Here is a 26741-nt window from a genome sequence, read left to right as displayed (position 1 = left end):
ACATCGATTCAGTGAATATAAAAAGATGAGACTTCAGGGCTTTGAAGAGAATAAATAATGAAGGAGTCAGAAAATGTTATACAGTTTAGGTATTTTAGCAGATGAAGCAGGAGCTGATGCAGGAGCAGGCAACGGCGCAATGACCGGAGGAATGGGTATAGTAGGTTTACTTATTTACATCGCATTTTTCGGCCTGATCTTATACTTCATGCTCATCAGACCTCAGAAGAAGCAGAGAAAAAAGCAAGAAGATCTTATGAACTCTATCGAGCCGGGTGATAGCATCATGACATCAAGCGGTTTTTATGGAACTATACTTGATGTAGTTGATGAAACAACAGTTATCGTGGAGTTTGGTAACAACAAAAACTGTAGAATTCCTATGCACAAGAGGGCTATCGCAGAGGTTGAGAAAGCCGGAACTGCTGAAGTAACTGATGAAGATAGTGATAAATAATATGCATTTGTGCCCGATATGGTTTAACCTATCGGGCTTTTTATCTAAATAGGATTTTATATTTTAAGAGGTATAAGAATGAGAAAAAAGCTTTCATTATTATTGGCATGTTCATTTATTATTGTATCTCTTTCTGCATGTGGAAAGAAGAATGATGTAGATGATCTTCCTACAGTTAATGATAAGACAGAACAGGTTACAACTGAAAGGAACGGAAATAATGCAACAACTTCAGATGCAACACGTGGAGATGCAACAGTTAAGACAGCTCACAATATTGTTGGTTATTATGAAGGCAGCAATACTTACGTCAATGAACTTGCAGGTTTTAAGTTGGTTGTAGATGAAGTTAACTGGAATTTCTTAAGTGCCGAAGAAGTTGCAAAGTCCATGGGACTTGAAGAAAAAGATATAAAGGATCTTTGGGAAGGCAAAAAGTCACCATATGATCAGAAGGATTCAAATATGGCAGTATGTGCCATTGCAGCCAATAAGAAAAACGGATCAAATATCATAGTTGATTATTACTATGTATCAACTGACATCAATAAGGAAACTACATCACAGTATTACCTTTCTGTTGCTGCAAAGCGTCATGAGAATGCGGAATTCAAAACAGTTAAGTTTGTAGATAAAGATTTTGATGCGTTGATAATTCCTCCGGAAGAAGGTTCGACAGTCACTCAGGTAATGTATGCGACAAAGGTGAATGATCTGATAGTTATCATTTCATTTTCTTTGAATGAGGGCGATAAGATTGAGAATATTGAGTCAATGTTTAAACCATTACAAAATTAAAAAAGTGTCTTTGGTTTTATTCTCAAGTCTTCTTATTATGTCCGGATGCGGAAAGAAGGGAAAGTCAGAGGATACTAAAGAAACTACTGAAGTTACTGCTACACAAAATGACGCAGTCTCTGAGGAACAAATGACTTTAACGACAGAGACCGGGAGTTCGGTAATCTCAATGTCTAAACCATACAAAAGAGGAAGGGCATACGGTAATCGATATATAAATGATTATTTTGGTTTTTCCTGCGAGTTTGGTGAGGACTGGGTATTATTTACCGATGAAAAGATAGATGAGATAAATGAATTTCAGCCGGGGTCTGCAATAGATGAAAATGTTGCCGCTGTTCTTGAAACAAGCCATCTTCTTGATATGGAAGCGGTTACACAGGATGAAAGATCAGTAGTTACCGTTATAGCTCAGTCTACAGGTGGATATGAAGTTTCTGAGAAAGAATTCACTGAGTCGGGGGTTGATACATCGGCAGATATTTTGAGACAGCAGGGTTATACGGATATAAGTTCGGAAATCATCGAAGATAAGTTTTGCGGAAGAACAAGAGAAATGATAAATCTTGTTGCAACCCGTGATGGAGAAACTATTTACGAGAGACAATTTGCTCTTGTAAATGGACGTTATGTAGCAATTCTGACTTTCAGAACCAAATCGGAAGAAGATATGGAAAATACTATAGCCTTGTTCAAATAACAGTTGATATAGGCCGGTTTATTGGAGTAAAATATAAGCTGTTACAAGTGTTGATATACTAGTATATTGATTTAGACGGGAGGGCAAAATGGAAAAGTTACATAAAAATTTGACAGATAGAAATGTTGATATTAGAAAGGTAGCTATAATAGGTTGTGGATTTGTTGGTTCATCAACAGCATTTGCGCTTATGGAAAGCGGACTCTTTTCTGAAATAGTTCTTATAGATGTTGATCATAGCAGAGCAGAGGGAGAAGCAATGGATATAAGTCATGGTATTCCTTTTGTTAAACCTATGAAGATATATGCCGGCGATTATGATGATATTGTAGATGCATCTATCATTATCATAACAGCAGGCGCAGCTCAGAAGCCGGGTGAAACAAGACTTCAGCTGGTTCAGAAAAATGTTAGTATTTTCAAATCAATCATACCGGAGATCAGCAGAAGAAAATGTGAAGGTGTTCTTCTCATTGTTTCAAACCCTGTTGATATCCTTACATATGTTGCACAGAAGCTTTCGGGATTCCCTGTAAATAGAGTAATCGGTTCAGGAACAGTTCTTGATACAGCAAGACTTAAGTCAATGCTTAGTGAACATCTTGATATCGATAGCAGAACTGTTCATGCATTTATCATCGGTGAACATGGTGACAGTGAACTTGCTGCATGGAGCAGTGCCGCAGTTTCCGGTGTACCTCTTTCTAAGTTCTGTGAGATGAGAGGACATTTTAACCATGATGAGTCTGAAAGACATATTCAGGAAATGGTTAAGAATAGTGCTTATGAGATCATTGAACGTAAGAAGGCTACATACTATGGTGTTGCCATGGCTGTAAGAAGAATATGCGAAGCTATCGCACGTGATGAGAAGTCAATACTTTCTGTATCAAGTTTGATGCAGGGACAGTACGGACTTAAAGATATATGCCTTTCAATGCCAACAATCGTTGGATCTGACGGTGTTGAGGAGAAAGTTCCTATCTCACTTGATGAGGATGAGATTACAAAACTCATGGCTTCAGCAGAAGCGCTTAAAGAAATTGCTTCAGCACTTGATTTTTCTCTTCCTGAGATTGAATCAGGAGCAGATGGAAACGAGGAATAAAAATGAAATTTGTATCTTGGAATGTTAATGGTATAAGAGCTTGTTCCGGCAAAGGATTTATGGACTTTTTCAATGAATCCGATGCTGATATCTTTTGCATACAGGAAAGTAAGATGCAGGAGGGACAGTTAAAACTTGATACTCCAAATCATTTGCAGTATTGGTATTCTGCAGATAAAAAGGGTTATTCGGGAACGGCTGTCTTTACCAAGAAGGAGCCTGTATCTGTAGAAAAGGGAATGGGTATTGATATCCATGACCACGAAGGACGACTTATAAAACTTGATATGGGAACATATTATTTTATAACGGTTTATGTTCCGAATTCACAGACAGAGCTTAAGAGACTGTCGTACAGAATGCAGTGGGAAGATGACTTCAGAAAGTTTGTAGGTGAACTTAAGAAGGAAAAACCTGTTATCATTTGCGGTGATATGAATGTTGCTCATCAGGAAATCGATATTAAGAATCCTGATACAAATCATAAAAATCCGGGCTTTTCAGATGAGGAAAGACAGAAGATGACAGAGCTTCTTGATTCAGGATTTATCGATAGTTTCAGATATAAATATCCTGATGCAAAGGATGAATATTCATGGTGGTCATACCGCATGAAAGCAAGAGAAAGAAATGTGGGATGGCGTATCGATTATTTCCTTGTATCGTCTGATGTTAAAGATAAGATAGTTGATTCGAAGATTCTTCAAAATGTTTACGGTTCGGATCATTGTCCTGTAGAACTTAATATTGAATTATAAATATTTGAAAAGTTAAATTGATCCCTTTGCAGGATCAGCGATTTGTTATATAGTCGCTTCCCTGCACAAGGGGTCATTTTTTTGATAGTGGATAAAGTGATTTGAGATTATATATTGTGAGTAAAAAAAGGTGTAGGAATATATTTGCCGTATAGATAAATAAATGAAGGTATAGTAAAATAAATAGAGTTGATAATTTAAAATATAAATGTTTGGAGGATATATTGATGAATAGATTTACACTCCCATATCATCTGGTTGTAGAGGAAGGAATATTTTCACATATTCCTGATGTCATGAATGATGTTATTCCTGATATTCATAGCAAGAAAACTATCCTTGTGACGGAAGAGAATCTCAAAGGGATTTTTGAAAATATAATAAATGATATCACGGCTGATTTTACAAATATAGAGACATATCTTATACAATCAGCGACATATGATGCAGCGGTTGCACTGGCAAAGTATATTACTATGAATGACATTCAGATAGTTATCGGGTTTGGTGGAGGAACGGTTCTTGACCTCGCCAAATTTGCGGCATTTGTAAGTAAAACAAGTCTTATCTCACTTCCGACAACATTAAGCAACGACAGCCTGGCATCTCCTGTGGCAGTTCTCGGTACAGAGGGAAAAGCGAGAAAGACATTTAAATGCAAGATACCGGATGCGATAATTGTTGATGTAAATGTCATTATCAGTGCACCTGACAGACAGTTGCTTGCAGGTATAGGCGATACCATCAGTAAATATACTGCTTTAAATGACTGGAAGATTGCTTATACAAAAGGTAAGGAATATGTAGATGATTTTGCATATATGATATCGAAGATGGCATTTAACTCTATTTGTTACAATGACCAGAAAGAGCTGAAGAGTAAGGATTTCATAAAAAGACTTACACAGGCGCTCGTTATGGGAGGACTTGCTATGGAAATAGCCGGTTCGTCAAGACCGAGTTCAGGTTCAGAACATCTTTTCTGTCACGCACTTGAAGAAAGATTCAGCGAGGAAACAAATGTTCCTCATGGAATTGCGGTTGCTATGGGAAGTTATGGGGCATGTATCTTCCAGAAGAGAAATATTGGCAAGATCACAAAAGTCATAAAGGATTATAATATTCCTGTAAAACCATCTGATTGGAAAATAACCAAAGAGATATTTATCGGAGCATGGCAGCAGGCGGCTGAGACAAGAGCGGACAGATATACAATACTAAATGAAACTGATCTTTCTGATGAAAGACTTGGCAAACTCTATGATGAGATGGAACTTATATTCCAAATGTAAATTGTATGAGACATTGAGGATATTAATGGCAGGCTGCTGATAGCATGTACGAAACGACGTTGATAATATATATGATATGACATGGGGATATTTCAGCATGTATATGAAACATGTATTCTGTAATGGGATAAACGTAAAAGTGTTATATTTCATATAGTAAAAGACAAATCGGGAAAGCAAAGGATGGAGGTTGTTATGGGGAAATACATAATGGCGCTTGACGCAGGAACTACAAGTAACAGATGCATCATTTTTGATAAAGAAGGACAGATAGTTTCCGTGGCACAAAAAGAATTTGAGCAGATATTTCCAAAGCCGGGATGGGTTGAGCATAGTGCGAATGAAATATGGTCATCGATGCTCGGAGTAGCGGTGGAAGCCATTGCAAAAGCAAGTATAAGTGCTTCGGATATAGCAGGTATAGGAATTACCAATCAGAGAGAAACAACTGTTGTTTGGGATAAAACTACGGGCGAACCGATATATAATGCCATAGTTTGGCAGTGCAGAAGAACATCGGAATACTGCGACACACTTAAGAAAAAGGGGCTCGAAAAGATCATCCGTGATAAGACGGGACTTGTAATTGATGCTTATTTTTCTGCAACAAAGCTTAGATGGATCCTTGAAAATGTAGAGGGTGCAAAAGATAGAGCCCAAAGAGGTGAATTGCTTTTCGGAACAATTGATACATGGCTTATATGGAAGCTGACTCAGGGAAGAGTCCATGTGACTGATTATTCAAATGCGTCTCGTACTATGATGTATAACATTCAGAAGTTATGCTGGGATCAGGATATCCTTGATGAATTAGGTATTCCCGCATGCATGCTTCCTGAAGTAAGAAACTCAAGTGAAATATACGGTAGTTCAAGCGGTACACTTCTTGGAGCGGAGATACCGATTGCCGGAATTGCAGGAGATCAGCAGGCAGCACTTTTCGGACAGCAGTGCTGGGATAAAGGAAGTGCTAAAAATACATACGGAACAGGTTGTTTCTTACTTATGAACACAGGCGATAAACCTGTATTTTCGGAAAATGGACTTGTAACAACCATAGCATGGGGTATCGATGGAAAAGTCAGTTATGCTCTTGAAGGTTCTGTATTTATCGCAGGAGCTTCAATACAGTGGCTTCGTGATGAAATGAAGCTTATAGAGAGCGCTGAGGATTCGGAGTTCATGGCTAGAAAGGTAAGTGATTCCAATGGATGTTACGTAGTTCCGGCTTTCACAGGACTTGGAGCACCATATTGGAATCAGTATGCGAGAGGAACAATTGTCGGAATAACAAGAGGAGTAAATAAATATCATATTATCAGAGCTACACTGGAATCTATTGCATTTTCAACAAGCGATGTGCTCTCGGCGATGGAAAAAGATTCGGGTGTAAATATCAAAGAACTTAAAGTTGACGGCGGCGCCTCAGCCAATAATTTCCTTATGCAGACACAGGCAGATGTTATAAATGCGACGGTTATAAGATCCAGCTGTCTTGAAAGTACAGCCATAGGAGCAGCATTTCTTGCAGGGCTTGCCGTTGGATACTGGGAATCAGTGGATGATCTGAAAAATGTTATAAGTATCGATAGAATATTTAAAGCTGATATCAGTGAAGTTGATAGAGAGATAAAACTTTCAGGATGGCATAAAGCTGTAAGCAGAAGCCTTGACTGGGTTGAGTAACAAAAAAGACATCATATCATTATTGTATGATGTCTTTTTTGTTTTCTATGATAATATCGATAATTCTGTCACACGCATGAGCATCGATATATTCAAAATTATTGTCGATATATTCGCTAACTTTTTCAAATTGAAAGTTTTCATCTGATATGGCTTTCAACAAGTCGGAAAATGATTCAACAACTTTTCCGGGAACATTTGAAAGGTAGTCCCGGTGGAAACCTCTTTCTTTTGAATACTCTTTAATATCAAAACTATAGAATAGCATAGGTTTTTTCATAAGCGAAAACTCGTAAATATTGGATGAGTAGTCGGTTATGAGAAGATCTGTAATATAAAAAAGATCATTTATATTTTCATATGAAGTCATATCAATCATAAAATCCTTATAACCGGCAGGTATAGGAACAGGAGTTTCTACAAAAGGATGCATTTTAAATATGACTATATAGTTTTTATTTTTACATAGTTTGTACAGGTCATCGAGATTAAGTTTGTCATACGGATAATAGGCATGACGTTTATTTTCGCCGCGATATGTCGGAGCAAAAAGCATAATCTTCTTATCATGAAGAGTTGTAATATCGAGTCCTGTTGAATCTGCAAGCTTCTTATATAAAAGTGTTTTGGTCTTACTGATGTGATCTTCATTAAGGAATACGTCTATTCTCGGCATTCCTGTAGGGAGAACCATTTCATCATTTATACCCCATACTTCAGAGAAGAAATGGCGGATTTTCAATGAGCCTGCAATTCCGTAAGTATATTGGCGGTGCCCCGAATAAGGTGCCGGGCTGGCCGGCATACCGAATCTTGCATAACCGGTTGCCTTGAAACCTGCGCCAGCATGCCATAGCTGTGTGATGACAGCTCCTTTAATTTTCAGCCAATCGGTAGTCTGGCTATGATCATCGAGAAAAATATAATCAGCTCGGGCAATGGATTTAAGAGTTTTTATCCAGTGCATAAAGCTGTAATGTTTTGTGGTGATTGCACGAAGAGCTTCATAGGGTTTATATCCCCGGCTGATAAGCCTGTCCTTAAGGGCTGACATATTTGACCCCATTTGTTCGCTTTGATCAGACATAAGAAGTATATTTGGAGAGTGTCCCGATTTATTGTTCTTCTTATGATATTTAATATATTCAAAATTATAAATTGCTCGAAGTATGGATTTGAGCGATTTATTCTTGGAGTCTCTGATAAATGAACGTATTCTGTCGGAGAAACTGCTGCTTTTCAATCTTATATCGGATATTTTGATCTTTAACCCGTTTTTAACAGAGAACTGAACTCGGTATGAACGTTCTTTATGAAAATAAATAAACTGACGATTGAGATTGGAAATGTCCAAATCCTTCGACGGAAGAAGAGGAGACAGTATTTGCTTCTTTGAATCCGAACCATCAAGGTCGCATGAAGATTTAAGAGTATAAATTCCCGGAGGAAGCATGGCGCAATTACCGGGATTTGTAATATTAAGTTTGTACTCAGATGGTTTGGAACCTTTCTTTAATAAGTAATGAGCTGTATTATCGGAATTAACAAGGTAGATATCATCTTCACTTTCCGAAATAAAGTCTACATTAAATAATATCCAGATTCTGTCCCATGCAATTTTGTTAACATAATATTCCATGCTTTTGCCTTTTCCTATAAAAACATAACGGAATTCCGTCAAAAATCAATATTTATACTTAATATAATATACCATTCTTATCAAATATCTTCAATTGTGTCATTTTAGTCCATATAAATTATGTTTACCAAAAAAAATATACTTAATTTTGTATTATACAAAATAAAATCAAAAAAATAATAAAAAAACTTAAAAAAATTATTTACAACTTTACTTTCATGTTATATAATTCGTTTCAGATGTTAAACAGAAGGTGTATCCACTGTAAACAAATAACGATTTAAAGGAGAGTATAGTTATGTCATATGTTGATGAAGTTCTGGAACTTGTCCAGAAGAGAGATGCTAGCCAGCCTGAGTTTATCCAGGCAGTAACAGAGGTTCTTAATTCACTTAGACCTGTAATCGAGCAGGATGAGGAGAAATATCGTAAGCTCGCAATTCTTGAGAGAATTACAGAGCCAGATCGTCAGATCATGTTCAGAGTTCCTTGGGTAGATGATAACGGTAACGTTCAGGTAAACAGAGGTTTCCGTGTACAGTTCAATAACGCAATCGGACCTTACAAGGGAGGACTCAGACTTCATCCATCAGTAAACCTTGGTATCATTAAGTTCCTTGGTTTCGAGCAGATTTTCAAGAACTCACTTACAACACTTCCAATCGGTGGTGGTAAAGGTGGTTCTGACTTTGATCCTAAGGGTAAGTCAGACAATGAAATTATGAAATTCTGCCAGAGCTTCATGACAGAGCTTTCAAAATATATCGGAGCTGATGAAGACGTTCCTGCAGGTGATATCGGAACAGGTGCTCGTGAAATCGGTTTCATGTTTGGTCAGTATAAGAGAATTAAGGGACTTTACGAAGGAGTTCTTACAGGTAAGGGTCTTACATATGGTGGATCACTTGCTCGTACAGAAGCTACAGGTTATGGTCTTCTTTACCTCACAGAGGAAATGGTTAAGTGCCATGGCGATAAGATGGAAGGTAAGACAGTTGCAGTTTCAGGTTCAGGAAACGTTGCTATCTACGCTACACAGAAGGCTCAGCAGCTTGGCGCTAAGGTTGTTACAGTTTCAGATTCAACAGGATGGATTTATGATCCAGAAGGAATCGATGTAGATCTTCTTAAGGAAGTTAAGGAAGTTAAGAGAGCTCGTCTTACAGAGTATGCTGCAGCTCGTCCATCAGCTGAGTATCATGAGAAGAAGAATGGTGAGCATGGCGTATGGCAGTACAAGGTAGATATCGCTCTTCCATGTGCTACACAGAACGAACTTGATCTTGATGATGCTAAGGCACTTGTAGCTAATGGTGTTCAGTATGTTGCAGAAGGTGCTAACATGCCTACAACAATCGAAGCTACAGAGTACTTCCAGGCAAACAACGTACCTTTCGTTGGTGGTAAGGCTGCTAACGCAGGTGGTGTTGCTACATCAGCACTTGAGATGAGCCAGAACTCAGAGAGACTTTCATGGAGCTTCGAAGAGGTTGATGCTAAGCTTAAGAATATCATGGTTGGTATCTATCACAATATCGATGATGCTGCTAAGGAATACGGTATGGAAGGCAACTATGTTGCAGGTGCTAACATCGCCGGATTCAAGAAGGTAGTTGAAGCAATGATCGCTCAGGGAGTTTGCTAATTACAAACCATATAGTGATTGAATTATAGATAAGATATAAAGTCCTGTAAACCCAGTGTTTATGGGACTTTTCTTTTTTGTAAGATACTTGGGGACGAATCCCTAAACCTTTGACTATAAAATGAATATATAACTGTAAAGGAAAAAGAATTATGGTATAGTAAAGAAATAAATAAACATTTTTCCGATTTATAAAATAACTATGATAGGGAGAAATCACAATGAGTTGGAAATATATTTGTATGTAAAAAAGTTATGGATTAGTTTTATATGTCGGAAGATATTGTATTATGGAAGGATGCGACAGTTGTTTTGGCAGAAGAAGCATTTGGATTGTGTGTTTCATTGAAGAAAGATTAGGGAATATCGGATATTTAAGAGCTATGGATAAACTCGAATTTATAGAAGACAAGTCAACAGGTATTGAAATAGTGAGTATGGAGCATGTGAAAATATCTTATCCGCGTCATACTCATATAGATCATTATGTCTTCGGGATAATTACAGAAGGTGTAGTATCAATTGGTATCGGATCGGAGGATTTTGAATGTCATGAAGGGGAATACTTTACTGTGGCACCTGACATTGTCCATTCCATAAATCCTGTAACTGAGTATTATTCAATGATTACAACATGCCTGCCGGTGGATGGAGATATAAGCGGTGAGCTTGATATTATTAAGAACGAGATAATAGGTAATCCGGAGCTGGAGATAAGTATTGAGGAAATGGCTAAGAAGGTAAACATTTCTTCTTATCATATGATTAGAAAATTTGCTTCGGAAAATGGGCTAACTCCGCATAAGTTCCAGATGCAATGTCGGGTTCGGAAAGCTCAGGAACTTTTACGAGAAGGATATAAAGTTATAGATGTGGCGCATATGGTCGGCTTCTGTGATCAGAGTCATTTGGACAGGGTGTTCAAGAAGCAGGTGGGTATATCACCGGAACAGTATATAAACTCCGCAATTTTATCCAAGTCATAACATGATAATTATATTATGATCATTTCATCAAAAAAAGAGAGGTGATCATTATGGAAAACAGATTATTTGAAGCATTTAATCAGGGAAGATTTTTAGTTCCAGGGAGGACCGTGGATTTTGGCAATATCCCATGGTCTAAGCATCCTACATTTGAGGGAGTAGAGTTAAAGCATATTTTAACATCCGCGGAAACCGGTGGTGCATATAGTTATCATCTTGTAAGAATAGCTCCGGGGAAGAGCATATTGGATCATATACACGATCCTCAGCTCGAAACTCATGAGGTTATTGCGGGAAGCGGATACGCTCTGAATGACGGAGTAAAGATTCAATATGAGCCGGGAGTAATATCCGTTATGCTTGCTAAAGTTCATCATGAAGTGCATGCAGGAGATGAAGGACTCTATCTGTTTGCCAAGTTTATGCCGGCGCTTTGTTAGGTTATTAATTTAAAATGGTTGATTAACGGAGAGCAGGTTTATGCCTGCTCTCTTTTATAGTGGATTATATTTGGATTCAGTTTTGTATATATGATATTATAAAAGGAACAGTCGCAGTGCCTGTATAACATAAGTAGCAGAAATGCTACTACAGGTTCATGTTATGAACCGGAATAATCTTGTATGATAATTTCGGAGGTGATAAAAATGGTATTTTCCGAAAAATTACAAATACTAAGAAAGAATAAGGGATTAACCCAGGAGGAGTTAGCCGAGAAACTTGGCGTTTCCAGACAGGCTGTGGCGAAGTGGGAATCATCGCTGGTTTATCCGGACATTTACAATCTTATCCAGATAAGTAATTTGATGAATGTCAGTGTAGATTATCTGGTGAAAGATCAGGATTGTGCGGTTAATATTTCTACGGAAGAGCAGACTGATATCGATGAATTGATAGAGTTTAGGCTGAAGGCAAATGTAAATACCTATGCGGGATTTATGAATGAAGTGGATGCTACAAGACCTGCATCCCATGACTTCAGATACGAAGATGGGGACTATATGTATCATGATACATATGTGGGTGGCGAAGAGTTTGCCGGAGAAGAGGCTGTCTGGAAGAAGGATGTCACTGTTTGGGCTATGAACTATATCGGCAGAGTTTTGGATGACAGATTCAGCGGAGATTTCTTAAAGGAAGCTCTGCGTGCGGCAGATAAGAGGATGCCTTACAGAGGTCCCGAAATCTATCAGTCCGGTGAATATACATACAGGTGTAAAGTGACAGGAGATTTTACTTGGTTCCAGGGATTTGAAGAAATATACCTGAATGATGTTAAAGTATATGAATGTGTATTTCATGGAGGAAAGATAAGATAATATCGGATATGGGGGGTAATGATTTTACTCTAGAGTTTATGTATAATAAAAGATGAGGTTGATAATAAAGACGCCCGTCACACTTTAGTGTGACAGGGCATTTTTTTTATTGACTAAATATTTGTATAATGATAATATATATCAAACAGATATATCAAAAAGATACATAAAGAGGGCGCAATATGGCAAGAGAAAGAAAAATAGATATGGTTATCCTCGGGCTACTTAGTCATGAGGATTTATCAGGATATGAAATCAAGAAACGAATTGACGGTGCTATCAGTTTCTTTTGGAAGGGAAGCTTTGGAAATATATATCCTGCTCTTAAAGATATGGAAAATAGCGGCATGATCATCAAGAATGATACATCAGTGGGAGGACGTGAAAAGCTTACGTATCATATTACGAAGACGGGAGAAGAGACCCTAAGGAACTGGTTAAAAGAAGAACAGGCGAGTAATGAACTGAAATATGAAACGCTTTTAAAGCTATTCTTTGGAGGAGCGGGTAGTAAGGAAGTGGCTGTTCGTAATATTGAAGTATTTGAAGAACAGATAGAAAATGATTTAAAAATCTTAAAGACATATTGCCGGAATTTGGAAAAGAATTTGGATAATGAGGACCATATGTATTACTATCTTACAGTTTCGTTCGGAGTTGATACATATGAAGCGTATTTAAAGTGGTGTGCTAAGGCAAAACGGATGTTACGATGAGAGGAAAAGGAAGGAAAAAAGTGAGTGCCGGATATATAATTTTAAAAACTATTATGTGGGTGTTGATTGTGTATTTTGCAACAGATTCAATCATGCAGTTCATATCGTACTCATTTTACAAAGGTGATAAACGCCTAAAGAATGTAGATTATAAGCCGGAAGAGATTCAGATAAATGATTCTTTATCAGGATTTGGTTACAATCTTGACGCTGATTCAGATAAGGTGATTTTATTCTTTGGTGGGTCGATGTACATAGCTTATAATACAGCTGGAATGTATGGTGGAAGATTTGACTCATCATTCCTTTCAGTGGATTATTATGGTACTCAGAACAGTAAAGGGAAAATGAATTTGAAGACGATGCAGCAATCAGCCGAGGAACTGTATGATTATGCCAGGGCGAAGTATCCGGATAAGGATATTTATATTTTTGGACATAGTTATGGATGCGGTATGGCGGCATACCTTGCAAGCGTGCGTGAATGCAAACATTTAGTTCTTGCATCCGGCTATCGGACAAGTGCAGATATGTATAATAAGATAATTCCTATCTTTTGGGGACCGCTGGATGTATTCATAAAGAATAATATCCGAGTTGATAAATATGCAGTTAATACTCAGTGTCCGGTGACTGTTATTGGATCGGATGCAGATACAACACTTGATGCTGATATGCAAAAGAAACTTGCAGGATGTTACCAAAACGCAGATTGCCAGATATTCCATGGGATTAAACATGAGGATTATTTTACTACCGACGAAGTGATTAAGTATTTGAATGAAAATGTATTAAACTAAAGGATAAGAAAAAAATATAAGATGGTTAGAAAGCAGTTGCGACATGATTAATGACAATAGTTGACTTTTATATGTGGTTTGTGTAAGGTACAAATTAGATATGGAGAAGGAGGAAGTTTTATATGACAACACCTTACTTTTGCGCATAGCATTGGCTATAGCGATTAAATAAACAATATTACGTAATAGCCGATGCTCCCTAAAAGAAAAATAAAATTTTGGAGGCGCACGAATGGGCTATTTAAGAGCGGAAGAAGTTCTTCCACGTGAATTAATAGTAATAATCCAGCAATATACTGATGGGACAAATATTTATATTCCGCGTAGAGACGAAGTAAGAAGTGGCTGGGGTGAAAAAAACCAGACAAGAAAAATGCTTCGAGATAGAAATGCTTCGATTTATAAAGCATATTTATCAGGCTGCAAGATAACGGAATTATCTGAAAGATTTTGCTTATCAGAAAAAAGCATATGGCGTATTGTTGGTCAGGAAAAGAAGAAAGCAGTATAAGCTATGCTGAATCGTTTTATGACTGATGTTAATAAAAGAAACTTAATAATGTCATGCTATGGAAGATTTAACAGTTACAGGATTATGAAACTGGCTATGCAGGATATTACAGAGCTGTTTCAGTATGCTTTCATGCGGATGACACATAGCGGTACTTCTTATGTTGCTTGATAATTTTATAAATAGAAAGAGGTACATGTTATGAAAACAAAAGTTACACACATAGGAATATATACTCCGGATCTGGAGAGATTAAAGGATTTTTATATAAAATATTTTGACGCAAAATGCAATGATAAATATGTAAATAGTAAAGGCTTTTCAAGCTATTTCCTTACATTTGACAGTGATGTCAGAGTTGAGATAATGGCAAATACAAAGCTTGAGTATCATAAGTTCGTAGATTTAGAATCCGGCATGAATCATCTGGCATTTTCTGTGGGAACAAAAGAGAATGTGATTGCGCTTACAAAACAGCTTGAAGATGATGGTTATGAGATAGTATCTCAGCCAAGAACAACCGGCGATGGTTATTTTGAGAGTAAGATATCGGATCCGGATGGAAACAGCATTGAGATAACAGAATAAGTTCTATGAACGTATAATGCTATACAATTTCAAAATTCGGTGATATAATCCGATTTATTGGTATTGGGAATGAGGTCTCCCAAAGCAGCATGCCTGCTTAAACCGCTTATTAGGCTGATGACTTCTGCATCTTTTATTTTGATGCAGAAATTATCAGCTTTTCTGCATTATGAAGGAGGTAAATATTATGCTGATAAGTTTATCTGTAATTATGTTGTTAGGACTGTTTTTGGGTTGGATCTGTAAGAAAATACATTTCCCAAGCCTGTTTGGGATGATCATAGCAGGAATTATCATCGGTCCATATTCTTTAAATCTTATAGATCAGTCTGTTCTTGATGTATCAACAGATATCCGCAGAATTGCATTGATTGTTATATTGCTCCGCGCAGGACTTAAACTTGATCTTTCTGATCTGAAGAAGGTAGGGCGTTCTGCCATTCTCATGTGTTTTGTTCCGGCTTGTTTTGAAATTATAGGGATGGTTATTCTTGCACCAATTTTGCTGGATATTTCCGTACTTGATGCCGCCGTCATGGGAGCGGTTATAGGAGCGGTTTCACCGGCAGTTATTGTTCCGAGAATGATCAGGCTTATAGATGAAGGGTATGGAACAGACAAGGGAATTCCACAGATGATCCTTGCAGGTGCATCGGTGGATGATGTTTTTGTTATAGTAATGTTTACGACATTTACAGGGCTTGCACAAGGTGGAGAAGTTTCAATTCTGCGCTTTGTAAATATTCCGGTCAGTATCATTACAGGAATCATAGTAGGACTTGTTGTTGGATTCATATTTGTAAAATGGTTTTTGAAGATCAAGATAAGAGCAACTGTTAAGGCTATAATAGTTCTTTCGGTATCATTTGCTTTATCGGCATTTGAGGATAATTTTAAAGTGGTTCCTTTTGCTTCACTAATAGCCATTATGGCTATAGGAATCGGGATAAAAAAATGGAGCTCACATTACGCTAAAGAACTTTCCGAAAAATATGACAAAATGTGGGCTGTGGCAGAGATATTTCTCTTTGTACTGGTGGGAGCTTCTGTAGCTATCGATAGTGCAGTATCTGCCGGAGTTAGTTCGATTATTCTGGTATTAGGCGTACTATTGTTCAGAATGCTTGGTGTATTTGTATGTGTATTAGGAACAAAACTGAATATAAAAGAGAAACTGTTCTGTATTATTGCTTACACACCGAAAGCAACTGTACAGGCTGCGATTGGAGGACTTCCGCTTGCAATGGGACTTCCATGCGGACAGATAGTGCTGACGGTATCGGTAATTGCAATCCTATTAACAGCACCAATGGGAGCATTTGGAATAGACCTTACATATCAGCGATTTTTGAAGCGTAATAAGGAAGGAGATGCTGCATAAAATATGACCGATTAAAAAGCGTATGTTACATCCTTTAAAAAAGATTTATTAACGCATTATAGTGTAATAATTTACGATATGTTATATTTAAAATGTGGTTTCGGTTTAAAAACCAAGATGGGATCGAGATGACGAATTAGTTAAAAGAATACATTTAGACACCATAGTTTGTAAAACGGGTCGGGAATTGCTGAAGAAGAACCATTTGACCTTAAGATGCAAGGTGTTTAAGATGAAGAAAATAAATTGTATTTGAGCAACCAACAGAATAATTAAAGTTATTCAGGTAATGAATAACGACAAGTATACCGGAAAAAAGATATCGAGAGAGCATTGGAGTATTGTGGAATATGAAAAAAATAGGATTAGTGGGAGGTACAGGACCTGAATCCACTGTGATGTATTATAAAAAACTTAATGATGAAATTGATAAGATTACAGACGGGAAGGCGATGCCGGACATTAGCATAGAAAGTGTGAATTTCCGAAGAGCATGGGATTATGTTACAAATTCAAAATATGATTCATTAACAGATTATTTGTCAGAAAAAGTCAACTGTTTGATTTCTGGGGGAGCTGAAGTCATTTCGTTAACTGCTATTACCATGCATATGGTATATGATGAATTATCAAAGAAAACAGATTTTCCGCTTGTAAGCATTCCAAAAGTGGTCTGTGATGAAGTAGTTTCACAGGGGATAAAAAGGATTGGTCTTTTGGGAACGGTTTTCACTATGGAACAAGAATATATGAAGAAAGATCTGATTTCAGCGGGTGTACAGGTAACTATTCCGAAGGAGAAGGAACGAGAACTTATAGGGAAAAGAATTTATGAGGAACTTGAAGTAGGTGTTGTAAAAGAATCTACATTAACAGAACTGGTTAATATCATCAATAGAATGAAAGATGACGATGGAATAGAAGGAATCATATTGGGATGTACAGAATTGCCTTTGATTCTTAATCCTGACAATTGCCCTGTTAAATGTTTTGACACAGTAGATATCCACATAAAGAAACTTGTAACTTTGGCAATGGAATATTAATAAGACATAGAACGATAACTAAGTCGTTTTAGCGGAAAATATTTTGGACGAACTCTGGTAAAGAGGCAATTTGTTTTGCGTACTATTGCAAATCGGAGTTTGTAGTGAGTGAGAATTAGAGGTTTATAGGAGGTAAGGTATTATATGGGAAATTGGGGGCACTTTGAATTTAATGTTCCTTATAATGGTGAATCAATTGAATCTGTTAATGGTATAGAATTATCCAAACAATATCTTGAGTTCATGAGAGAACATAATGGTGGCGAAGGAGATATTGGTGAAACATGGCTTGTGTTGTTTCCTTTAGAGGAACTGGAGGAAATTAACTATGATTATGAGATAGAGAAGTATCTTCCTGGGCATATTATTATTGGATCTGATGGCGGTGGTGAATTATATGGAATAGATGAAAATGGTCGATTTTTTAACGTTCCGGTGATGATTGAGGCAGAGTGTGTTACATATTTTGGGATTAACATAGAAATATTACCAGATGAGATAAATGCTTTTTGGAGTGAATAGGTTTACCCAAAGATTATATTAGGAGATGGAAGCTTTCTTATTATGCAGATGAGTGTTCTTTTGGATGATTTTGAAAAAGCTAATTTGTTGCTAGACGGAGAAAATAGCTCGGCTTCAAAATTTAGTCTGATTAGATATTATGATGAAGCTGTAAGATAAATTACAGGATATCGTGCGAAGGAAAAAAAAATATTATCAAACTTGACACATAAAAGGTAATATGTTACTTTGTTAAAAGAGTAATATATTACCCTTTATTTGGTTGGAAAGGATTGATTAATGATATGAAAACACTGGTGATTTATACGTCTCAGACTGGATTTACAAAGAGATATGCCGAATGGATTTCTGAAGAGCTTAATGCAGATATTTATGACCTTAAAGATGTGAAAAAGAAAACAAATGATTTTTTTGAAACATACGAAGCTATTATCTATGCAGGATGGTGTATGGCGGGAATGGTTGTAAAAGTTAAATGGTTTTTTGAAAAGGCTGCCTACTGGAAGAATAAGAAGCTTTCTATTGTTGCGGTAGGGGCGAGTCCAAATGATAATCCTGAAGTTGATGAGTTTTTAAACAATTTATTAACGGATGAACAAAGACCGTTAATAAAGGCATTCTACTGTCAGGGGGGTATCAATTATGACAAGATGAAATTTCCATCAAGAACAGCAATGAAAATGTTTGCCAATTCTTTGAAGAATAATAAGAATTCTTCAGAAGATGATAGGAAAAAGGGTGAAATGATTTCAAAGTCTTATGATATCTCGGACAAAAGATTTATTGACCCGGTTGTTGATTATGTAGGAGGAAAAGATAATGAATAGGAAGAAAATAGTCGTAATAATATCTATTATTGTAATCGTATTTTCTGTAATATGTTCTGTTTTACCGCTCATAACAATGAATGAATTGGCAGATAAAACTGTTATATCAACGTTCGGAGAAACAGTAACTCTTTATGGAAAGGGCCTGTATGCAAGAAACTCTGTTTCAAGTGCAGTGCAGGCTATTGCACAGGATATGGTGACTCTCATTTTGATTGTACCCGGAATGATTGCAGCACTTCTTATGATCAGGAAGGAACGTATGATTGGGAAATTCCTTTTAACAGGATTATTTGGATATATGCTATATACATATATGAGCTATGCATTTCTAATGTACTACAATGACATTTTTCTTTTATATGTGGCAAATATGACATTATCATTTTATGGATTCGTACTTTGTGTTATGATGCTTCTTGATGAGATTAAGATTGAACGTTTGAAGTCAGACATGCCAACGAAAGGGCTGCGGATTTTTCTTTTCGTTTCCGGCGTTATGATATTCTTCATGTGGATTGGCAAGATTGTGCCAACTATAGGTAAGGATACTGCTCCGGCTGGTTTGGATAATTGTACTTCGTTGGTTATACAGGCAATGGATATGGGGATAATAGTACCAGCGTGTTTTGTGATAGCTTATCTTCTGAGGATAAAGCATAAGCTGGGCTATATTCTCGGACCGGTGATAATAGTTAAGGCCGTTACTCTGGTGACAGCTGTTTTGGCAATGGCAATATACATGAAAATATCGGGAGTGGAAGTTGATGTGGCATCTTTTGTTATATTTGGGCCGATATGCATTGCTTCATATATTTTCTTTTTTATAATTATGAGAAAAATTGGTAGATACAATAAAAGTAAAAATGAGGGATGATTATGACTATTGAAGAAGTTACCCAAAATATAAATGTTGATTTTACAGGAATACCACCGAGTTATTATCTTCTTGGACTTATAAGTGCTTTTGAAAATCGTTTTCAGGCTATGGCCGACAGTACTATGAAGGAGATAAGCTGGAAACAGTTTTTTGCAATTATATGTATAAATATGTGTAAAGAACCACCTACATTAAAAGAGCTTTCAGATATTCTGGGGAGTTCTCATCAGAATGTTAAACAGATTCTTCTGAAGCTGGAGAAAAAGAATTTTATTGAGTTTAAGGTTGATGAGTCAGATAAAAGAAAACAGCGGATAATACTGACTGATTCTTGCAGAAGGTTCTGCGAGAAGAATAATGAGATGAGTATAAATATAATGGATAAAATGTTCGATGGTATACCGGAGAAAGACATTGTGACTACGATTCAGACAATAACTAAGATTGAGAGCAATCTTAAATCTTTATTATATTAAGGAATACAGAAATGGTTACAGTTAAAGAAGTAGAATGAAGGAATAAAAATATTGGACTTAAAAAATAGGTTAAGAGGATGACAATTACTGAATTAAAATATTCGAATACTAATACATACTTAATAGAAGGCGATAAGGGAACGATTCTTTTTGATACCGGATGGGCTGGTACATTTGCGGCTTTCTGCAGAGAGTTAGGAGAAAAGCATAAGGTTCTTCAGGATATTGATTATCTATTGATATCACATTTTCATCCTGATCACATGGGTATAGCAGGAGAAATAGCAGAGTGTGGTCCTAAAGTACTTATAATGGATCTGCAACTTCCATATATACATTCATCTGATGTTATTTTTGGAAAAGAGAATAACAGATTCTTTAAGCCTATTTCTGAAAATGATTTGAAAGTCATAAGTGTTGATAAAAGTAGAGCGTTTCTAATAAGCATTGGCATAAATGGCGAGATTATATATACACCTGGTCATAGTGATGATAGTATTTCTTTATATTTAGATGATGGCTCTCTTTTTGTTGGTGATCTAAATCCATTATACGAACTGGATATGCATAAGGGGACTGATATTGAGAAGTCGTGGAATAAACTTCTTAGATTTAATCCGAGTAGGATATATTACGGACATGCGAAGACAGCTACATTTGCGGAAAACGATATGCCGGTTGAAACTCAGGAAAATGATAAGATTAGTTCAGACGGGCTCGGATATAAGCTTGTTTCACGAGTAATCAAGTATATCGATAAGGGTTATAATGTGGATAGAATCAGAAAGAAAACAGGAGCTGACCGGGAGCTGATCGAGGATATTAATAGAATGTATCTTACGCATCCCGGAGTTAGTATTCAAGGAATACTGGACAGGATAGAGATAAAGAATAGATAAGATTTAACAATAGGAAATAAAGTACTGGATTTAACTAATTGGTTAATGAGATTTATTTAAATGCGAGATTATTATAAATGAGGATGGATGGTTGATTAGATTAGGGAAAATTACAAGAGAAAACATAGACGAGGTTCTTGCACTGAAAGTGGATGAGAGTCAAAAATCCTTTGTATCTACCAACGGAGATTCGCTTGCTCAGGCATATGTTTATTCGGAAACAGCATATCCGTTTGTTGTGTATGAAGATTCAACAATTGTGGGTTTTATCATGATGGGGTATTACGAAGCAAAGGCATATTTCACATTGTGGAAATTCATGATAGACATCCGGTATCAGAATAAAGGCTATGGACGTCAGGCTCTCGATTTGGGAATAAAATATCTGCAAAACAGATTTAATGCATCTGAAATATATACCGGAGTAGTACCTGGTAATTATGTGGCAAAGAAACTGTATGAATCAGTAGGATTCGTAGATACTGGGTTGGTAGAGCTTGGAATGGAGGAAATGCGGTTGACGCTGTGAAATATCTTTTGCAAGCATAGAGAAAAAAATGCATATTGACTCTCACATTATGTGAGGGATTATTGTTGTAGTGAGCTCAAGAAAATATATCCATGGAGGTAGAAACAAATGCTTAAAATAGGCGAATTTTCAAAACTATCCAGAGTAAGCATCAGGATGTTACGCTACTATGATGATATCGGACTTTTGAAACCGGCAGAAATAGATGATTTCACCGGGTACCGTTATTATCGTGAGGAACAGCTTTTTACCATCGGGAGGATAACGTCACTCAAGGATATGGGCTTTGCCCTTGCAGATATCAACAAAATCCTTGAGAGCTACGATGATAAAGAAAAGATGGATGCATTTCTGTCAGAGAGGCAGAAGGAACTATCAAAACTTTCCCAAGAAACTGAGTACAAACTGATGCTTCTGGAAACAGCCAGAAAGAGGCTGAGGAAGGAGCAAAATATGAGTTTTGATGTAACAGTAAAAACAATACCGGAGAGATATGCGGCTACGGTTCAGATGGTGGTTCCTCACTATGAGGATGAAAGAATGCTTTGGAATACGATGATGAGCGAGTGCAAGAATCTTGTGCCGGCTGACCCGTGCCTTGCGGCGGCAGAGTTCATCGATCCCGAGTACAAGGAAGAAAATGTCGAGATCATTGTGTGGATGACTGTGAATGGTTCTTATAACGATACGGAACATGTGAAGTTTAAAAATCTTCCTGCAGTAAAGGTTGCAAGTTGTATCATTAAAGGCAGCTACGACCAGATGGGTGAGGCATGTGCGACTGTGGCGTCATGGATCAAGGAAAACGGTTACAAAATGAACGGACCAATGTTCAACATCTATCATGTGGGTCCGGCACAGACACAGAATCCTGATGAGTATGTGACGGAAGCCTGTTTTCCTTTTGAGTAAATACGATTTGTGTCAAGGGGCTTAAGTGCTCCTTGGCATATTATACGAGGAGCGATTATGGAATATATCATGGTAACAAAAGATAATATCGAAAAAGAGCATATTTGCTGTGCAATATCTAATAATAAGGATGTTCAGGTTTCTTCTAAGAAGGCATGGCTTTCGGAGAGGTTTGATGAAGGACTTGTTTTCCTAAAGAGCGTAGAGCGTGGAAAGTGTTTTATCGAATATATCCCGGCGGAAAACGCATGGATTCCGATAGAGGCAGATGGATATATGTACATTGACTGTCTCTGGGTGTCCGGGGCTTTCAAAGGACATGGATATTCTACTGATCTACTTACTGCCTGCATCGAGGATAGTAAAGAAAAGGGGAAAAAAGGGCTTTGTATTCTTTGCGCTTCAAAGAAGAAACCGTTTCTGGCCGATCCGAAGTTTCTGAAGTACAAAGGATTTGTCGTGAGCGATGAAGCTGATAATGGTATTCAGCTTTGGTATATGCCGTTCGATAAAAATGCAAAAGCTCCGGTGTTTAAGGAATGTGCAAAACATCCGCATATAGACGAGAAGGGATATGTTCTGTACTACACGAATCAGTGCCCGTTCAATGCAAAATATGTTCCGGTTTTGGAGCAGACAGCAAAAGAAAACGGTATTGCATTCAAGGCAATACATATTGAAAACAAAGTAGAAGCACAGAATGCGCCGACACCGATCACTAATTATGCGTTATTCCATGATGGGAAGTATGTTACAAACGAGCAGATGAACGAAAAGAAATTCTTAAAACTTACAGGAAGTCACATTACGGATTAGAATAAGTCTTGACCTTTCCCTTACGGCAAAGTTTATAGTTTGGTATGACAGGGATTAATATGTCTTTGTCCACATAAAACATAAACTACGCTGTTTTGGAGGTAAGAATGAAAGAAGAGCAGATAAAAAGAATGGAAGATGCCATTTCAACTGACTACAACAACATGGTCGGAATGGTAATTCTTAAAGACGGAGAAACTATTTACGAGAATTACTATAACGGATGTAGTGCTGAGTCACGCATACATGTTTTCTCTGTGACGAAAAGTATTGTGTCAATACTTATTGGAATAGCCCTTGATAAAGGACTGATAAAAAGTATAGATGACAAAGTCCTGGATTATTATCCGGAATATACAGTTAAAAGAGGTGAAAAAACTCTTCCGAATATCAGAATTAAAGATATACTTACAATGACTGCACCGTATAAGTATAAATTTAATCCTTATATCAAGTATTTTACCAGTATGGACTGGGTAAAGTTTTCACTTGATAAGCTGGGAGGAAAGGGAAAGATAGGCGAATTCAGGTATGCTCCAATCATAGGCCCGGATATCCTGTCCGGAATTCTTGTGAAGGCATCCGGACAGTCGGTACTTGAATTTGCAACAGAAAATCTGTTCGCCCCTTTAGATATTAACATAGAGGGGAGCATAACATTTGACAGTAAAGAAGAACAGATGGAGTTCTACAAGTCCACTGATACAAATGGATGGGTTGCAGATCCACAGGGCGTAAATACTGCTGGCTGGGGACTTACCATATCGCCTGTTGATATGGCAAAGATAGGACAGCTTTTTCTGAATAAGGGTAAGTGGAACGGACGGCAGATAGTTTCAGGGAAATGGGTTGAAGAGAGCACCACAGAGCATAGTAGATGGGAAAAGATGAATCTGCCCTACGGATATCTATGGTGGATTGGTAGTGACGGTGGTTATGCAGCTATGGGAGATGGAGGAAATATTATTTATGTGAAGCCTGATAAGAATATGGTGGTTGCAATTACATCGCTTTTTAATCCGAGGGCTAAAGACAGAGTAGAGTTTATAGAGAAGTATATTTTGCCTTGCTATGAGTAAGTGGTTGAGATAATAAAAAATACACATTATTCGGTTATTAATGACTTGTAATTACGGATTATTATAATGGTTTATATTTTACCGAAAGGAATTTTCATGTTATCAATCGGAGAGTTTTCAAATATATGTAAAGTTTCTACAAAGACACTCAGATATTATGCAGAGATAGGTCTGCTGGAACCAAGTGAAGTTAATCCGGAAAACGGATATCGATATTATTCCATAGACCAGTTGGAGAAGATGCTTTTTATCAGCAGGCTGAAGTCATATTCATTTTCGCTGGAAGAAGTAAAGGATATACTGAGAGATGATGCTGAAAAGAGTGATAAGCTTTATACTGCATTTCTTAGAAAAAAACAAGAAATCGAAAAGCAGCTTTATGATTATAGTCAGCTTCTAAATCAGTTGGATTCGGATATGGCTGCGATAGAACAGGGTGAATCCATAATGTCCTACATGGACGATATAAATGTGCATCTGGTTGATGTTCCACAGATGTGTCTTCTGTATGTAAGAAAATCGGTTCAGCAGGATGACTTCCCCCTAGAGTATGCTAAAAGTTATGAGAAGCTGTTTAAGACTATTGCCACAACACATCTGACCATGTGTGGGGCTCCCATGGTTTTGTTTCATAGTTCAGAATATACGCCGGCAGGTCTTGATACAGAGTTTGCTATTCCTGTGAAGGAAGTAGTCACCGGCACAAGAGATTTTACTCCCGGACTTTGTCTTAAGACAGTTGTGAAAGGACCTTATTCTGACCTTGCTTCAGTCTATGTCAAGCAGACTGAGTGGGCGGAAAAGGAAGGCTACAAATGTAATGGCCCGCTGTTCGAGATTTATGTAACAGATCCATCTCAGGTCGCTGATGCAAAGGATAATATTACCGAAGTTTATTATCCGGTGAAAAAGATTAGCATGAAATGGTAAATTGATAATGCAGAACATGTTTATGAAGACGATTATCGAGGATGATGATGGAATTACAGTGATGTATCAGACTCTCTTTTATGAAGATATTTATGAGAAGGTTACCTGTATCAGTGAGAAGCAACTAAATATAACAAAAGATATAAGGAAATGTTCGCTTTGCTTGGCGGACATTTCTTTTTTTTACAGATAAAATTAGAACTATAAGATGTTAATATTTGTTGCAAAGGTGGTATATATATGAGAAAGTATTACTTAACAGTAGTGACAAGACGGCATTTATACAGTGGATAAGTATGGAAAAATAATCTGTTCGAAGGTTATGATGATGTTATATCCGATAATGGAAGCTGTGAGGAGTGGCGGTGATCTGGAAAACATCGGAGGCGATGATAAGTATACTAAGACCGTCGTATGTCCGGACGGTTGTGTAATATTCAGACTAACAGCTAAACCACTTGGAAATGAGAACTTCCACAAGGGTGGATTCTATGATTATCCGGACGAAACTGTCTGATAAGACAGTATGGAAATATGATACATAATAGCAGGAGAATATGGCATTGGATAGTACGATACAAGAAGATAGGAGATTTGGATTGGATAAGTATAGTGATATCAAAAATAAGATATTAGAGTTTGCAAAAAATGATGACGATGTAAAAGCAGTAATTGCCATTGGATCCACTACAAGAAATGATGTAAAGGCAGATGAATATTCTGATCTGGATCTTTTTATTGTTACAAGTAATACTGAGCCATGGTTTTCAGGAGAATATCCTGAACGCTTTGGAAAAGTAAGTATATCATTTATCGAACCAACTCTAGGAGGTGGAAGAGAGCGAAGATGCATCTATGATGAAGATAAAGATGTAGATATGATAATCCTGACTCCGGAGCAGTTTGAGACTGCTGTAAGAGATGGAGTCGCTGAGTGTGTTATGAACAGAGGATACTTGGTTTTATATGATGTAATGGATTATGATGTACTGCTGAAAACAAATATTAAACCAGGCAGTTCAAATCCTGAAATGGACGCGGCCGAATTCAACAACATGGTTAATGATTTTTATTTTCATAATATCTGGGCATTCAAAAAGCTAAAAAGGGGCGAACTCTGGGCTGCAAAAATGTGTGTTGATTCATATCTTAAAAACCATCTTCTCAGAATGATAGAACTGTACCGCAATAAAGCTGCCGGAGTAGATGTATGGCATGATGGAAGATTTATCGACAGGTGGGCAGGAGAGGATATTACAAAAGAACTGAGAAAGACTTTTGCTCATTATGATGAGGAAGATGTAAAGAGTGCGCTTATAGCAACTCAGGAACTATTTGAAAAACTGAGTGTAGAGTATGCTCAAATTGAAGGTTTTGAGTACCCTGAAAAAGCTAGGGAATGTGCAAAAGCTTACTTTCAGTTTTGTAGACGATGACAAAT

General features: G+C 37.2%; 31 protein-coding genes, 1 pseudogene and 1 riboswitch. Of the genes and pseudogenes, 31 read left to right on the top strand and 1 reads right to left on the bottom strand.

Annotated elements, in window-relative coordinates; all coding sequences use genetic code 11:
• Nucleotides 1-73 precede the first annotated feature (73 nt).
• The 7 genes from yajC to glpK all read left to right on the top strand — a co-directional run bounded on the left by yajC (nt 74) and on the right by glpK (nt 6799).
• Nucleotides 74-457 carry a preprotein translocase subunit YajC gene (gene yajC, locus B5D25_RS08860; protein WP_090168609.1) on the top strand — a complete coding sequence of 128 codons (384 nt, stop codon included), beginning with the start codon at nt 74-76 and terminating at the stop codon, nt 455-457.
• A 78-nt stretch (nt 458-535) separates the two neighbouring features.
• Nucleotides 536-1255 (top strand): hypothetical protein, encoded by a 720-nt coding sequence (locus B5D25_RS08855; protein ID WP_078787606.1) that lies wholly within the window; start codon nt 536-538, stop codon nt 1253-1255.
• 4 nt (nt 1256-1259) lie between these two features.
• Entirely contained in the window at nt 1260-1955 is a 696-nt protein-coding gene (locus B5D25_RS08850; RefSeq protein WP_143000659.1) for a hypothetical protein, read from the top strand.
• A gap of 88 nt (nt 1956-2043) precedes the next feature.
• Nucleotides 2044-3063, top strand: coding sequence for an L-lactate dehydrogenase (locus tag B5D25_RS08845; RefSeq protein WP_078787604.1), 1020 nt, complete (start codon nt 2044-2046; stop codon nt 3061-3063).
• Between the two features lie 2 nt (nt 3064-3065).
• A complete protein-coding gene (locus tag B5D25_RS08840; protein ID WP_078787603.1) occupies nt 3066-3821 on the top strand; it encodes an exodeoxyribonuclease III in 756 nt (251 codons plus the stop codon).
• 227 nt (nt 3822-4048) lie between these two features.
• Nucleotides 4049-5113, top strand: a complete 1065-nt coding sequence (locus B5D25_RS08835) for an iron-containing alcohol dehydrogenase family protein (protein WP_078787602.1) — start codon at nt 4049-4051, stop codon at nt 5111-5113.
• A gap of 195 nt (nt 5114-5308) precedes the next feature.
• Nucleotides 5309-6799, top strand: coding sequence for a glycerol kinase GlpK (gene glpK / locus B5D25_RS08830; RefSeq protein WP_078787601.1), 1491 nt, complete (start codon nt 5309-5311; stop codon nt 6797-6799).
• A 19-nt stretch (nt 6800-6818) separates the two neighbouring features.
• Here glpK and B5D25_RS08825 read toward each other — a convergent pair whose 3' ends face one another.
• Entirely contained in the window at nt 6819-8438 is a 1620-nt protein-coding gene (locus tag B5D25_RS08825; protein WP_078787600.1) for a CDP-glycerol glycerophosphotransferase family protein, read from the bottom strand.
• A 298-nt stretch (nt 8439-8736) separates the two neighbouring features.
• On the opposite strand from B5D25_RS08825, the gene gdhA reads away from it, so the two are divergent.
• From gdhA to B5D25_RS08710, 24 genes and pseudogenes are all read left to right on the top strand, one after another.
• Nucleotides 8737-10083, top strand: coding sequence for an NADP-specific glutamate dehydrogenase (gdhA, locus tag B5D25_RS08820; RefSeq protein WP_078787599.1), 1347 nt, complete (start codon nt 8737-8739; stop codon nt 10081-10083).
• A 290-nt stretch (nt 10084-10373) separates the two neighbouring features.
• Entirely contained in the window at nt 10374-11069 is a 696-nt protein-coding gene (locus tag B5D25_RS08815; protein ID WP_078787598.1) for an AraC family transcriptional regulator, read from the top strand.
• A 50-nt stretch (nt 11070-11119) separates the two neighbouring features.
• A complete protein-coding gene (locus B5D25_RS08810) occupies nt 11120-11509 on the top strand; it encodes a cupin (protein WP_078787597.1) in 390 nt (129 codons plus the stop codon).
• A gap of 207 nt (nt 11510-11716) precedes the next feature.
• Complete coding sequence (locus tag B5D25_RS08805) at nt 11717-12388, top strand: DUF5680 domain-containing protein (RefSeq protein WP_078787596.1); 672 nt, start codon at nt 11717-11719, stop codon at nt 12386-12388.
• Nucleotides 12389-12570: 182 nt separating this feature from the next.
• The gene (locus tag B5D25_RS08800) at nt 12571-13104 is read left to right on the top strand and encodes a PadR family transcriptional regulator (protein ID WP_078787595.1); all 534 of its coding nucleotides are present in this window, start codon (nt 12571-12573) and stop codon (nt 13102-13104) included.
• Nucleotides 13101-13904 (top strand): alpha/beta hydrolase, encoded by an 804-nt coding sequence (locus B5D25_RS08795; protein ID WP_242870365.1) that lies wholly within the window; start codon nt 13101-13103, stop codon nt 13902-13904. Before B5D25_RS08800 ends, B5D25_RS08795 begins: the two co-directional genes overlap by 4 nt.
• A gap of 232 nt (nt 13905-14136) precedes the next feature.
• Complete coding sequence (locus B5D25_RS08790) at nt 14137-14415, top strand: CD3324 family protein (RefSeq protein ID WP_078787594.1); 279 nt, start codon at nt 14137-14139, stop codon at nt 14413-14415.
• 3 nt (nt 14416-14418) lie between these two features.
• Nucleotides 14419-14586, top strand: a complete 168-nt coding sequence (locus tag B5D25_RS12880; protein ID WP_159444130.1) for a hypothetical protein — start codon at nt 14419-14421, stop codon at nt 14584-14586.
• Between the two features lie 30 nt (nt 14587-14616).
• Nucleotides 14617-15003, top strand: coding sequence for a VOC family protein (locus tag B5D25_RS08785; protein WP_078787593.1), 387 nt, complete (start codon nt 14617-14619; stop codon nt 15001-15003).
• A gap of 56 nt (nt 15004-15059) precedes the next feature.
• Nucleotides 15060-15137, top strand: a riboswitch (Fluoride riboswitch).
• 53 nt (nt 15138-15190) lie between these two features.
• Nucleotides 15191-16384, top strand: a complete 1194-nt coding sequence (locus B5D25_RS08780) for a cation:proton antiporter (RefSeq protein ID WP_078787592.1) — start codon at nt 15191-15193, stop codon at nt 16382-16384.
• Nucleotides 16385-16734: 350 nt separating this feature from the next.
• The gene (locus B5D25_RS08775; protein ID WP_078787591.1) at nt 16735-17430 is read left to right on the top strand and encodes an aspartate/glutamate racemase family protein; all 696 of its coding nucleotides are present in this window, start codon (nt 16735-16737) and stop codon (nt 17428-17430) included.
• A gap of 144 nt (nt 17431-17574) precedes the next feature.
• Nucleotides 17575-17952, top strand: coding sequence for an SMI1/KNR4 family protein (locus B5D25_RS08770; protein ID WP_078787590.1), 378 nt, complete (start codon nt 17575-17577; stop codon nt 17950-17952).
• 284 nt (nt 17953-18236) lie between these two features.
• Nucleotides 18237-18779: a flavodoxin domain-containing protein gene (locus B5D25_RS08765; RefSeq protein ID WP_078787589.1), complete on the top strand. Its 543-nt coding sequence runs from the start codon at nt 18237-18239 to the stop codon at nt 18777-18779.
• Nucleotides 18772-19656, top strand: a complete 885-nt coding sequence (locus tag B5D25_RS08760; RefSeq protein WP_078787588.1) for a hypothetical protein — start codon at nt 18772-18774, stop codon at nt 19654-19656. The genes B5D25_RS08765 and B5D25_RS08760 overlap by 8 nt, the downstream gene beginning before the upstream one ends.
• A 2-nt stretch (nt 19657-19658) precedes the next feature.
• A complete protein-coding gene (locus B5D25_RS08755; RefSeq protein ID WP_078787587.1) occupies nt 19659-20135 on the top strand; it encodes a MarR family winged helix-turn-helix transcriptional regulator in 477 nt (158 codons plus the stop codon).
• A gap of 77 nt (nt 20136-20212) precedes the next feature.
• Nucleotides 20213-21034, top strand: coding sequence for an MBL fold metallo-hydrolase (locus tag B5D25_RS08750; protein WP_078787586.1), 822 nt, complete (start codon nt 20213-20215; stop codon nt 21032-21034).
• 91 nt (nt 21035-21125) lie between these two features.
• Nucleotides 21126-21563, top strand: a complete 438-nt coding sequence (locus tag B5D25_RS08745; protein WP_159444129.1) for a GNAT family N-acetyltransferase — start codon at nt 21126-21128, stop codon at nt 21561-21563.
• A gap of 108 nt (nt 21564-21671) precedes the next feature.
• Nucleotides 21672-22475 (top strand): MerR family transcriptional regulator, encoded by an 804-nt coding sequence (locus B5D25_RS08740; protein ID WP_078787584.1) that lies wholly within the window; start codon nt 21672-21674, stop codon nt 22473-22475.
• Nucleotides 22476-22532: 57 nt separating this feature from the next.
• Nucleotides 22533-23291, top strand: coding sequence for an N-acetyltransferase (locus B5D25_RS08735; protein WP_078787583.1), 759 nt, complete (start codon nt 22533-22535; stop codon nt 23289-23291).
• A 107-nt stretch (nt 23292-23398) separates the two neighbouring features.
• Nucleotides 23399-24370: a serine hydrolase domain-containing protein gene (locus tag B5D25_RS08730; RefSeq protein ID WP_078787582.1), complete on the top strand. Its 972-nt coding sequence runs from the start codon at nt 23399-23401 to the stop codon at nt 24368-24370.
• 96 nt (nt 24371-24466) lie between these two features.
• Nucleotides 24467-25300 carry a MerR family transcriptional regulator gene (locus tag B5D25_RS08725; protein ID WP_078787581.1) on the top strand — a complete coding sequence of 278 codons (834 nt, stop codon included), beginning with the start codon at nt 24467-24469 and terminating at the stop codon, nt 25298-25300.
• 22 nt (nt 25301-25322) lie between these two features.
• Nucleotides 25323-25493, top strand: a complete 171-nt coding sequence (locus B5D25_RS12875; protein ID WP_159444128.1) for a hypothetical protein — start codon at nt 25323-25325, stop codon at nt 25491-25493.
• Nucleotides 25494-25598: 105 nt separating this feature from the next.
• Nucleotides 25599-25817 (top strand): annotated as a pseudogene (locus B5D25_RS08715) (TIGR04076 family protein); the annotation flags it as partial.
• Between the two features lie 82 nt (nt 25818-25899).
• Nucleotides 25900-26736, top strand: a complete 837-nt coding sequence (locus B5D25_RS08710) for an aminoglycoside 6-adenylyltransferase (protein ID WP_159444127.1) — start codon at nt 25900-25902, stop codon at nt 26734-26736.
• Nucleotides 26737-26741 lie beyond the last annotated feature (5 nt).

The organism is Eubacterium ruminantium (assembly GCF_900167085.1).
Classification (GTDB): domain Bacteria; phylum Bacillota; class Clostridia; order Lachnospirales; family Lachnospiraceae; genus Eubacterium_Q; species Eubacterium_Q ruminantium.
Note: the sequence above shows the minus strand (reverse complement) of the source record. Positions and strands in the feature narration are given on the sequence as shown.